The organism is Pontibacterium sinense, assembly GCF_015209595.1.
Lineage (GTDB): Bacteria > Pseudomonadota > Gammaproteobacteria > Pseudomonadales > Balneatricaceae > Pontibacterium > Pontibacterium sinense.
Genome location: NZ_JADEYS010000020.1, coordinates 33947 through 45832 on the forward strand (window position 1 = coordinate 33947; position 11886 = coordinate 45832).

Genomic DNA, 11886 nt, shown 5'->3' on the forward strand with positions numbered 1-11886 from the left:
GGTCTTCTAAGCCCTTATTTTTTCAGTCCGTCAATGAGCGGTAATACGTCAGATTTCATCTGCGCAATGGCACTCTTCGCATCACTCCCGGCCAGATATACCGGAGCCGTACCCCGTTTTTTCAGAAGTTCAGAGAACTCCGGTTTAGCGGCAATCTCTTTCAGTGACGCCTCTAAATACGCCATCACCTTTTCCGGTGTACCTTTGGGTGCCAGTACCAGTACCGGGGAAGAGACATTCGCGAACGGGATATCCAGCTCCTTGAAGGATGGCACTGAATCTACGATCTCATCACGCTTATCCGCGTTGACTCCCAAGCCCCGAAGCTGCGCTTCAAAGCCTTTAATCTGCTGAATACCGATAAAGCCATAGTCGGTCTGCTCACCCATAATCGCTGCACGTGCTGGACCGCCCCCCTTAAACGGTACATCCTGCGCTTCAATACCATTTGCTTTCAGGAAGCCAAGACCTGCCACATAGTGGAAACCGCCACGTCCGGAGTGAGCCCAGCGCAATGAACCCGGCTTTTCTTTAGCCGCATCAATCACATCATGTACGGATTTGTACGGGCTATTTGCCGGCACAATCATGGAGGTTTTCAGACGGCCAACCTGTGCGACGTAGTCGAAGGATTCCAGTGCATCGATACGCGTTTTTCGAGTCAGCGTAGACAGCAGAAATGATCCTCCTGAAGTGAGCATGATGGTGTAACCGTCCGGACGTGCGCCCAGTGCAGACTGCGCACCGTTCAGCCCACCGGAACCGGGTTTGTTCACCACCACAAGAGGTACATCAATCGTCCCCTGAGCAGCCGCGGCCAGCGCACGTGCATATGCATCGGTGCCACCACCCGCTTTATAAGGTACGACGATATTAATCGGACGACGCGGATAGTCAGCGGCCTGCGCAGCTGATCCGGCCACCATAAACAGGGATACAGCGGCAGATACTGCTGCGATAAAGCTTCTTCGTTTCATTCGAACGACTCCTGGTCTGAGTTTTTATTCTTGTGATTTCAGCTTATATCGCCTTTTTAATTTAGGAAAATGCAAATATACTTCATTGACTTTCATTTTTTGCAACTGACGAAGGTTATGTATGAATATCAAAGCATTAAGAGCATTTCGCCTGACCTTGTCCGAAGGCTCTTTGGCAGGTGCATCTGAAAAACTACACCTCAGCCAGCCCGCCGTGAGCCGCCTCATCAGTACATTGGAAGGCGAATTGAAAATGAAGCTCTTTCACCGGACCGGCCGCCGGCTCAAACCGACATCCGAAGCACTGGCCTTTTATAAAGAAGCGGGACGGATTCTCGACAATCTGGACCAGATTCCGCGGATTGCAGCAGACATTCGATCAGGTAAAAGTGAAAGCTTACGTATTGTCGTCATGCCCCGTATCGCACACGCACTGGTCGCCCCCGTCATTAATCAGTTCCTTAAAACGGACGGCAATGTGCGGGTTTCCGTTGACGTCCAATCGAGACAGGAAGCCTATAAATGGGTTTCAGGGCGTGAATACGATTTTGGCATTGGGGCACTGCCTATAGAGGACGCCAACATACAAACAGAAGTACTGTTGCGTGCACGAGCTCAAGCATTGATACCTAATTCACATCCGTTGGCTACAAAGGAAGAAATTACTGCAGACGATTTGGTAGACGAATCCATCATTACACTGACGCCTGGGCTTCTGCTGCGCCGTCAGGTCGATGATTTCTTTCAATCTGCCGGGCATAACCCATCATACGCCTGTGAAATAAGTGCATCCATGCTCGCCTGTCAGCTCGTCGAAGAAGGTGCTGGAATCACAATTGCAGATTCCCTTTCTGCCGCGGCTGTCGACAAAACCAAAGTCACTCTCCGCCCGCTCGTCCCTGAAAAGTGGATGTCATTCGGTCTGCTACTGCCAAAGCAACATGAGCAATCTGACCGTATAGACCGACTCATCGAGTTATTAAGGGAACGTGCTCAAACGCTGACGGCCAACGACCAGAATATTGTTGCTGTTAATACGGATAAGGTACATATCGATACGATCTGAAATTCGGATTGCTGTTTCCCAAAGATGTACAAACCTCGCCAAATACAAGACGACTGGCCGAAACTATCAGGGAAAGCGCAGCAGATATGACGAATAGGACGATTCGGGATGACGACGGTACATGCTGATACGGGCACTGCTGGCGCGACACGCAGTACCGTTCAAGCCTGCCCTGAGATTGGCAGCGCCCAATAGAAACTATTAGCTTAAAAGGGTCTCAGACAGCTTCGTGATTTTGTCACCTAAGGCGCCAACATTCCGGGCAAGTTCACGTGTCAGATTTAGCAGTAAGATACCGAAGGCCTGAGATCGCACCTCATGCATTTGATAAAACTGACTAGAAGAGATTTCCAACAAGATACTGTCCTGCTTGGCAATCGCTGTACTATAGCGATCATGCAACGCGATCATCGCTGAAAAGCCAACATGCTCCCCTGCTCCACATAGCCGGGTTAACACAAGCTGGGTTTGAAGCGGGCGAAAGCTTGAAAGGCAACCGGTCAACACAATATAGAATTCATCGACACGATCTCCCGCTTCGAAGAGAATTTCTCCCTCGTCCAATCGCACTATGCTGCCGTTACGCAGCAGCCAGTCGACGGCTTCTTCCGATAATGCACCAAACGTAGCCAATCCCGTGAAATAATCTAGTGGCAATTCACTTAAGAGTACGTCGGGATCAATCGGGTGCATAAACCACCTTCTGCGTATTTAAGTACTTGATGTAAAAAATATAGCAGCGCCAAAAACGTACCGCCTGACTTCAGGGCCAAAGCAATCCGAAGGACTTATAAAAGAGATGGATCGCCGCGAACATCATGGCCACACGCACAACTTTATAAATCAGGTCATCACTCACCTTCCCCATCAGTTTGCTACCAACGACAGTACCGAGTATTCCAGTCAGCATCATCAGCATACAGATCATAAACCAGCGCTCCATAGGGAAGCCGATGCTGTAAAACGCCGAGAGTTTCATCACGTTCAAACCCAGCATACACACTGTCATAGAACCGATAAACTGAAGCTTCTGGAGCTCAAATCGCCCCAAAATACTAGCTATTGCCGGGCCGGGGGCGCCAACAAAAAAGGCAATAAAAGCGGTTGTTGATCCGGCAAACGATAAGCTTAACGTTGAGCGCCCTACAGGAACGCCCTTCGGCTTCCATGCTGAGTAAAGCAAGAAACCGCCTAACACCATGGATAACGTAGCGGCGTTAATCTGATCAAACAGTAACATCGCAATAACCGTTCCAGGAATTGCCCCCACAAGGTATTTTGTACTGATCGCGTAGTCAGCATGCTGCCGGTAGATATACATTCGTGATAGCAACGAACCCATCTGTACTAAACCGATAACAGCGATCAGTTCTTTAATCGGCACAAACACTGACAGCAAAATTACCATTAGGATGCCGCCGCCAAACCCCACCAGTGCAGAGATGACACCCGCGAAGAAACTAATCAACGGAAAGAGAATATATTCTCCTTCCAATCCATACAGCGCAGCGCTCATTTAATTCCATCCAAAAGAAGATACAACAGACATGTGGCAGGTCGGGAGCGGCAAGTGCGTGATATCAGTCACGCATATTCAGCCCCGGTGATCAGGCTCGTCCGACAGTGGACGGTTATTTGCAGACTAACCAATGCACGTCTATCGAAAAAATAGGAAATAGCTATAGCTACTATCGTTTTTTTGTATATGTAAGTATGAAATCAGACGGGCACAATGACGGTATAGAGTTACACTTTAGTGGGTTGTCGGCGTGTAAAATTGGTTATAGCTGAGTGAATACTAGTTCTATATTTTTCCTCTAACACCAAGTGTTCTATAACGGGTTAGGAGCAGCACAGCCCTTTTGTCCTATGAGATAGAGCTAAACAAGCATGTCATATAAAAATCTTATACGCAGGATATCAATATAGTATTTCTTGCACATACAACACATTTGATAATTTAGAGCTGTAGCTGGGGGAGACCCACTAGCGTGACCCTGGCCCTAATTGAAAAACCTCTCTGACCAAATAATAAAATTAAAGGGGATAACTCCATGAACCTGCGCAAAACAATTAGAACAAGTGTGTCCTGTCTGGCATTGGCACTCGCCAGCTCAACCGCACTCGCCGCAGATTTCCCAGAACGTCCTGTAAACTTGATCGTTGGCTATAAAGCGGGTGGCGGTGTTGATACCTATGCGCGTGCTTTAGCTAAAGTCGCTCAACCTCATCTCGACGGTCAACCAATTGTGGTTGTAAACAAACCCGGTGGTGGCGGCCTGATTGGCGGTCGTTTTGTCGCTGACCAGCCACCGACTGGCTACTCCCTGTACCTATCCTCTGCCGGCTCCATGGTATTGCGTAATCTGGTGAAGCCTCAGGTTGTCTCTACTAATGATTTCAAGATGGTCGCCACCATCGGTGAACTGACTGCCGGTGTCTTCGTCCCTGCCTCTTCTCCAATCAAAACCTTGCCTGAATTGGTTGCTAAGATTAAAGAATCCGGCAGTAAAATGCGCTGGGGACACACGGGTCGCGGTAATGTATGGCACGTTGCAGGCGTTGGCATGCTGAATAAGAACGAGCTGAAATCCAAAGATATCCCGTTTAAGGGCGGCTCAGCTGTACGCTCCGCGCTAATCAGTAGCCAGATTGATTTTGGCATTATCGGTGCTCACCTCGGCCGTGGCTTTGAAGACGATATCCGCCTGTTGGCAGTACTGTCTGACGAACGTCACCCCGCGGTACCTGACACTGAGACCGCAAAGGAGCTGGGAGTCGCATTCACCAAAGTATCTTCTCCGATCATAGTGATGGCACCGAAGCGAGTGAACGACAAGACAGTTCAGCAGCTATCTGACGCCGTTTCGAAAATGGTTAACGATAAAGAATACTCCGCCGTCATGACCAAAGCAGGCCTGCCCGTTGCAAAGCTGAATGCAGCTGAAACAACCACTCTGGTAGAAAATGCGAAAGTCGACTGGAAATCTCTGGTAGGAAAATAAGCAATGAATACAAGCGACCTGAGCTCTTCAGATCGCCAGGCGCGCAAAACTGCGCGCCATGATCTGGCGACAGGCCTTGCGATTTTGGCACTGGCAGGATTTCTGTTTATCGAATCTCTCGATATTCCAGTTGACCTCGAGGATGCGGGCTTAAGTGCGCGTTTCTTCCCACAAGCCATTTGCGGCCTGATGGCGGTACTCGGAGCGATCCTTGCGTTTAACGGCGCCCGTGGTCAATCAGCACCGGACGATAAAACTACATTTGACGGTAAAATTTTTATATCGAAGGTTCTGCCTTTATCTGTATTGAGTTTTGCATACGTATGGCTGTTTCAACTCTTCGGTTACACCACAGCAACACTGATCACGGTGTACATCGGCAGTTATTTGTTTGGCGTGCGTGGTAAGGCATTTCTACTGCTGTCGCCGATCATGTCTCTGCTGTTCTATTACCTGTTCTTTGGTCTCATGGGCGTGTTCGAGCCACCCGCAGAGATCTTTGATGTCATGGTTTATCTGAAAAATTTGTAACGGTATCGATTATGGATTTAATTAACGGCTTTATTACAATTTTTTCCTCGCCGATCACCATGTTATTTATAGTCATGGGTTCGGTGCTGGGTGTCGTGGTAGGTGCAGTACCAGGTCTGACTGCATCCGCAGCGATCGCCATGCTGGTTCCGATCACCTATTACATTGATCCGCTTTCTGCACTGGCATTCCTCTATGTCATTGGTAAAGCAGGTCGCTTTGGCGGCTCAATTTCAGCCATTCTGTTTAATACGCCAGGGACGACAGCAGCGGCCGCTACCATTCTGGATGGCCACCCGATGACCCAAAAAGGTCAGGCGGGTAAAGCACTGAAAACGGCCTCCATTTCCTCCGCAATTGGCGACTTTACCGGTGAAATCCTGCTGATTTGTGGTGCTCTGACCATCGCTACTTTTACCAAGCAACTGGGGCCACCCGAGTATTTCGCAATCTATGTATGTGCATTCCTGATTATCGGCAGCGTTATCTCCAGTTCCGTACTGAAAGGCATTGTCTCTACGCTGTTTGGTGCATCGCTGGCGATGATCGGCCTCGATCCAATCACGTCAGAACCCCGTTTTACTTTCGGCACAATTGAGCTTTATAACGGCCTGTCTTTGGTTCCCCTGCTGATCGGTTTGTTCGTGATCTCTGAAGTATTTACACAGGCTTCACACGATCACTCCAAGGATGGACGTCACGATACGATAAAGGCCAAAAACCCAGATGACGACCATCTGTCCATGGCAGAAGTTAAACGCTGCTTACCATTTATTGGTAAAGGTTCAGCAATCGGCTCAGTTGTCGGACTGTTACCCGGTGTGGGGTCTGCGGTTGCGTGCTTTGTGGCTTATGGCGAAGGTCGTCGTAAAGCGAAGAATGGCGACAAGTGGGGCACCGGTGTCATCGAAGGTATTGCCGCGCCTGAATCTGCCAACAATGCGGTATCAGGACCAAGCATGATCCCATTGCTCGCACTGGGTGTGCCAGGTAGCACCATCGCAGCCATGCTGTTGGGTGTGTTTATGATCCACGGTATTCAGGTTGGTCCGCAGATTTTCGAAACCTCCGGCGATATCGTATACGGTCTGTTTGCAGCGGGCTTGATCGGCATTGTGCTCTACTTCCTGATTGGCTGGTTTGGTAGTGCGTTCATTGGTCGCCAGATCGATAAAGTACCACCTATTATGATCTACCCATCTATTCTGGCGGTCGCGTGTGTCTCGGCTTACACCGCACGCTCCAGTCTGTTTGATGTGGGTCTTGCATGTTTATTCGGTGTCATCGGATATCTGATGCGTGTCACTAACCTAAGCACCGCAGCGGCAGTGATTGCGTTTGTATTAGCTCCGGGCGCAGAACAGGCCCTACGTCAATCATTACTGCTGAGCGACAACGGTTTTGCCATCTTTATGGACCGCCCTGTTGCCCTCGCGTTCTTTGCTATTCCGGTATTTGCCATCTCCCTGCGTATCTACTCCAGAATGCGCAGTGAAAAAACTCCGGCGGAAATGCTGGATACCGCGTAATACAGTATTAACCGGTACCACCCCGGCAGCAGATTTTACGATTACGCCCAATCATTAAAATCTGCTGCCACCCTCACCCGACTTATAAAAACGATAAATCCAACCTATCAGGAAGCAACAAATGTCCCCTGAGGGGAGCGCTTTGCCTGCAATCTGCTCCTGTCAGTTGCTGCGCCTGTTTAACTACTAGGTAACAACCGATGACTACGAAAAATATGATCGTCATTATGTCTGACGAGCACGCGAACAAAATCATTGGAAGCCACGGCCACCCATTCATTAAAACACCCAATATGGATAAGCTGGCCGCTGAAGGTTGCCGTTTCACCTCCGCTTACACCAACTCCCCCATTTGCCTGCCGGGCCGGGCCGCATTTGCAACAGGCCGTTATGTGAACGAAACAGGCTATTGGGACAACGCGCATCCGTACGAAGGAGCCATCGATAGCTGGGGCCACGTCATTCAGCGCAAAGGGGTGAAATCTGTTTCCATTGGTAAGCTGCACTACCGCAATGAAACCGATGATGTTGGCTTCGACGAACAGATCCTACCCATGCATGTGGTCGGTCAGAAAGGCGATATTCTGGGCTCTGTGCGTGACGATCTGCCCCGCCGGATGAAGTGCAAATCCATGTCGGATCAAATCGGTCCCGGCGAAAGCTCCTACACCCGCTACGACCGCAACATCACGGACCTGTCTTGTAAGTGGCTGGAAGAGAATGCCAATGACGGTCCGTTCGTACTTTACGTTGGGCTGGTTGCACCTCACTTTCCGTTGATCGCACCAGAAGCCTTCTACAACCTGTACAAAGATATGGATATCCCAATGCCAAAAGCATATGAGATCTCCGAACGTCCCGATCACGGTTGGTTAAATCAGTGGCGTAAATGCTGGATTCATGATGAATTTTTCGACGACGAGAAAGTACTGGTCGCACTGAAGAGTTACTACGGTCTGGTATCTTTCCTTGATGACAACATCGGTAAAATCCTGGCATCGCTTGAAGCATCCGGCGTCGCGGGTGAAACCGAAGTGATCTACACCTCAGATCATGGCGACAACATGGGCGCACGTGGACTTTGGGGTAAATCCACTTTCTTCGAAGAAGCCGCCGGTATCCCGATGATCGTAAAAGGCCCCGATATTGAAGCGGGAACCGTATGTGAGACACCTGTCACACTGGTCGATGTTGCTTCCACAATTTGTGAAGAGATCGCCTTAGAGACGCCAGCAAACTGGCCTGGCTTCTCGCTGAATAAGCTAGCTGCTGAACCCTATGACGAGGAACGCACAGTTTTTGCCGAATACCATGCGGCGGGAGCCATCAGTGGTGCCTTTATGCTGCGCAAAGGTCAGTATAAGTACATCCACTATGTTGGTTTCGAACCTCAGTTGTTTGATTTGAATGCCGACCCGGAAGAGATGAACGATATCGCAGGTCTGCCCGAACATGCGGAACGTATCGCCCAGTTCGAAACAGAGCTGAGTGCCATCTGTGATCCGGAAGAAGTGGATGCGCGAGCAAAACAGGATCAGAAAAAGCTGGTCGATGAAAACGGCGGCCGTGAAGCAATCGTATCTAAAGGCGGCTTTGGCGCGACACCTGCCCCGGGTGACAATGCCGAGTTTCGCTCCTAGCATTCAGAGCTAGTCAAACTGTTACCCAACCCAAAGGCCTGCGCTATTCACTTCCCTACAGCGTCAGGCCTTTTTTGTATCCGGCACACCTGCCTCATATTGCACGACGCCCTCTGGGATCACTTCCCAACTGGCTTTCGAACCCACATAGATATGCCTGCCAATCTCAATCTGCGGATCACCGTTGACACAACCCAGTGTGACACCCTGTACTTCACCGTTATAAACCCCACACAGCGTCGAACCACATTGACGACAGAAGCGAAATCCAAAACCGTGCTCACCGACATAGGACGTCAGCAGGTGCTCGCCTGATATCCATTTAAACTGACTGGGCGTCACTAGCGCATAGCTCGAAGCCTGTGAGCTAAATGCCTTGCGACAACGCGAGCAGTGGCACGAGCGGGCATCAAATAACTTGCCATTAATTTGGTACCGGACGTCTCCGCAAAAGCATTCACCCGTAATGACCACATCACTCTCCAAGGGATTAACATCGTATTCAGAAGGTTAAAAACGAAGGGAAACCGCCGTTAGGCTCCCACCGCATAACTTATGCCCACCCCAACTGCTGAAGGCTGATTGTATCGTTCCAGATCTTCGTCATCTGTCGAATGAGTTTACCGTCAAATTGCATGACGTAAACATAATCGGCCTCGATGGTATTACCGGTTGGCTCACCCGGACCGCCCGGTCCTGTTTGGGTACCGTGAAACACGGCATAAGCCGCTACACATTGCCGCTCTTCATCCACAGCAAAGAAGCGCAAATCATAGTGTCCATCAGGTATAGGAGTGAACAGACCTTTCATCCATTCTGTATACCCTTCCAGGGTATCTATATCAGCAAGCACGGCTGTCTGAGCCGAAAATCCGGCATCAGGGTGACAGTAAGCTTTGCATACGTCCCACCCCTTTCCGTCTTCACATGCTTCAAAAAACAACTTAGCTTGTTCAAGAATATCGCTCATCATCTATTCCTCAGTTTCGTTGCTGTTCGCTCTGAAGCGCTCCCTGCTTTATCTAAATTAGTTTGGAAGTAATGCTTGAACTACCGAACAGAGAAGTGAGGACCAAACCAACGTGTACAACACATCGATTTGATCGATCCTTAGAGAAATATTAGAAGAAAGAACAAGAAATAAACTGCGTAACGCGAGCTTATTGTATTCGTGCAGGGTTCCAGGCAAAAAATCCGACGTATCACACAACTTAATCGGGCATTAAATTGTCTGTACCGCGCTGTATCCGAAGAGTTAGCGGCAGGCTGCGTTGAAGCAAATACAAAACACTGACTGCACAATCTGATCACGCCTGAATCTGCAGGTAGTTACCTAAAAGAGGATCTAACAGCTGACGAGGTGTAGAGTCACAATCACTCGGGATCCACCAGACAGCAACGCTCCCTGAATGTATGCCATCAAAAAGCCCCACCAACCAGTAATCGTTAGGCTTTATAAGCGAACAATGATCTGTCACGACCAACATATAGCGCATAGTCGCCAGGTTACTACGCATGGTAATTGTCTGCTCAGACGATACCCGCACCTCAGTGGATTCACGGTGCGGCATCTGATCGACGTACAATGAGAATCCTAGACCCTCTAGCTGTATGATCACAGCGGGCAGTACATCCGGGTCGGAATGACGGAATAGCAGGTAAATATCCGGACCACTGCTCGCGGGTTCATTATCTGTTGTGCAATCTACGGGACAACGTAGCTGTTCAGCAACCTGCTGTAGAGAACGGTAACGCTCAGGCCGGACTCCCCTACTCATCCCGATAACCGCGTACTAGCCTGCGAACCATAAACATCACCAGCAGGAGCAAAACCGGTAGCAACATCGTGAGCCCGGTTAACATCAGTTCCAGCGTTTCACCTTCGTGCAGCAAGTTTTTGAGCGCCAAATCCATCAAGTCATACAGGTAATAGACGACCACCACCACAGACAGGCTTTCCAGCTTGGTTTCCAACCCCATCTTGCGCTTAGAACGCGCGTTAAGGGCTTCAAGTAACGCTTTGTTCTGCTCTTCAATGTGCAGATTCACTTGTGATTGCACCAGTTCTGTCGCCCGGGCAATACGGCGTGATAGCAGCTCAGTACGCGCGGCGGCACTGTCACAGGTACGCTGGGCCGGACGTAGATGACGATCCATAAACTCAGCGATCATCTGCCCACCTTCAATGCGCTGTTCACGCAGCTCCTGGATGCAGCGTTCGACTAACGCAAAATATGCATCACTGGCAGAGAAACGGTTGGCGGTTGCCGCAGAGATCGATTCAACCTTAGCCGCCAGCTCGGTCATTTGGCTGAGTACTTCAGACAGATCATCGCCTGATCGCAGAGAGACCTTCGCCAACGTCTGATCCAATACCGTAATTTCAGGCATCAGTTCGCGCGCGGTGGGGAGCGATAACAATGCCATATGACGGTAGGTTTCCAGTTCACACAGACGCTGTAGCAGGCGTCCGGTTTCCGCCGGTTGCAGTTGGATATCCTTCACCAGAATAGTCACCCGCTGACGGTCGTTTTCGGTACGAAAGTCGGTCGCGACAATGGCAGAACCGTTCATCACCTGCGACACACAGTACTGGGCACTGGCAAAGCGTGTTTTGATCGCACTGTTAATGTCCTGACTACACGTACACTGAGCATCACAGGCATGATCAATATGCTCGGCAGCATCGGCCCGTTCACATTGAATTTCCAGCTCGACCAACAGCGCACCCGGTAACGAGCGGGTTAACTCATCCATGTGGGTAAACGGCGGGCCATCGTTTAGATGGTAAAGCGTTAAGGTATAAAACTCGTTGTGTGGCTCGTAACGAATCGCATACTGCTGGTTGGTCACAAAGAGAAAACCACGGTGCTCTTTATCAAACACAAAGCCCAGCACACGGATTGCGTCCAACACCTCCTGCTCGATTACCGCAGCAGAGACACCATCGAAAAGCACTGCAAAGTGCAATAAGCGTAAAGGTGCAGTAAATGGCTGAAAGGGGCGGGAGTGGACCTCCGTTAAGAGCTCCTGTCGCTGATGGTAGTTGTACATAGCGCACTCCAAGCGTAAGACATGGACAACGGAATAAAAACGGGGGAACAACGTTCCCCCAAAAGAGTTGGTCGGTGACAACCA

The 11886-nt window shown here is 49.9% G+C and carries 12 protein-coding genes; 5 read left to right on the top strand and 7 right to left on the bottom strand.

The window, feature by feature from the left end; all coding sequences use genetic code 11:
* Positions 1-14: 14 nt before the first annotated feature.
* Positions 15-977, bottom strand: coding sequence for a Bug family tripartite tricarboxylate transporter substrate binding protein (locus IOQ59_RS16935; RefSeq protein WP_193954643.1), 963 nt, complete (start codon positions 975-977; stop codon positions 15-17).
* 121 nt (positions 978-1098) lie between these two features.
* On the opposite strand from IOQ59_RS16935, the gene IOQ59_RS16940 reads away from it, so the two are divergent.
* Entirely contained in the window at positions 1099-2043 is a 945-nt protein-coding gene (locus tag IOQ59_RS16940; RefSeq protein ID WP_193954644.1) for a LysR family transcriptional regulator, read from the top strand.
* 201 nt (positions 2044-2244) lie between these two features.
* On the opposite strand, the gene IOQ59_RS16945 is transcribed toward IOQ59_RS16940, so the two are convergent.
* A complete protein-coding gene (locus tag IOQ59_RS16945) occupies positions 2245-2736 on the bottom strand; it encodes a cyclic nucleotide-binding domain-containing protein (RefSeq protein WP_193954645.1) in 492 nt (163 codons plus the stop codon).
* A gap of 70 nt (positions 2737-2806) precedes the next feature.
* Entirely contained in the window at positions 2807-3559 is a 753-nt protein-coding gene (locus IOQ59_RS16950) for a sulfite exporter TauE/SafE family protein (protein ID WP_193954646.1), read from the bottom strand.
* Positions 3560-4097: 538 nt separating this feature from the next.
* Here IOQ59_RS16950 and IOQ59_RS16955 point away from each other — a divergent pair.
* From IOQ59_RS16955 to IOQ59_RS16970, 4 genes are all read left to right on the top strand, one after another.
* The gene (locus IOQ59_RS16955; RefSeq protein WP_193954647.1) at positions 4098-5048 is read left to right on the top strand and encodes a tripartite tricarboxylate transporter substrate binding protein; all 951 of its coding nucleotides are present in this window, start codon (positions 4098-4100) and stop codon (positions 5046-5048) included.
* Positions 5049-5051: 3 nt separating this feature from the next.
* Complete coding sequence (locus IOQ59_RS16960; protein ID WP_193954648.1) at positions 5052-5579, top strand: tripartite tricarboxylate transporter TctB family protein; 528 nt, start codon at positions 5052-5054, stop codon at positions 5577-5579.
* Between the two features lie 11 nt (positions 5580-5590).
* On the top strand, positions 5591-7108 hold the full coding sequence (locus tag IOQ59_RS16965; protein ID WP_193954649.1) for a tripartite tricarboxylate transporter permease: 1518 nt from the start codon (positions 5591-5593) through the stop codon (positions 7106-7108).
* Between the two features lie 200 nt (positions 7109-7308).
* On the top strand, positions 7309-8748 hold the full coding sequence (locus tag IOQ59_RS16970; protein WP_193954650.1) for a sulfatase family protein: 1440 nt from the start codon (positions 7309-7311) through the stop codon (positions 8746-8748).
* 63 nt (positions 8749-8811) lie between these two features.
* Here IOQ59_RS16970 and IOQ59_RS16975 read toward each other — a convergent pair whose 3' ends face one another.
* From IOQ59_RS16975 to IOQ59_RS16990, 4 genes are all read right to left on the bottom strand, one after another.
* Positions 8812-9222 (bottom strand): GFA family protein, encoded by a 411-nt coding sequence (locus tag IOQ59_RS16975; protein ID WP_193954651.1) that lies wholly within the window; start codon positions 9220-9222, stop codon positions 8812-8814.
* Positions 9223-9301: 79 nt separating this feature from the next.
* Positions 9302-9718: an ester cyclase gene (locus IOQ59_RS16980; RefSeq protein ID WP_193954652.1), complete on the bottom strand. Its 417-nt coding sequence runs from the start codon at positions 9716-9718 to the stop codon at positions 9302-9304.
* A 337-nt stretch (positions 9719-10055) separates the two neighbouring features.
* Complete coding sequence (locus IOQ59_RS16985) at positions 10056-10526, bottom strand: hypothetical protein (protein WP_193954653.1); 471 nt, start codon at positions 10524-10526, stop codon at positions 10056-10058.
* Positions 10519-11802, bottom strand: coding sequence for a DUF3422 domain-containing protein (locus tag IOQ59_RS16990; protein WP_193954654.1), 1284 nt, complete (start codon positions 11800-11802; stop codon positions 10519-10521). The genes IOQ59_RS16985 and IOQ59_RS16990 overlap by 8 nt, the downstream gene beginning before the upstream one ends.
* Positions 11803-11886: the final 84 nt, after the last annotated feature.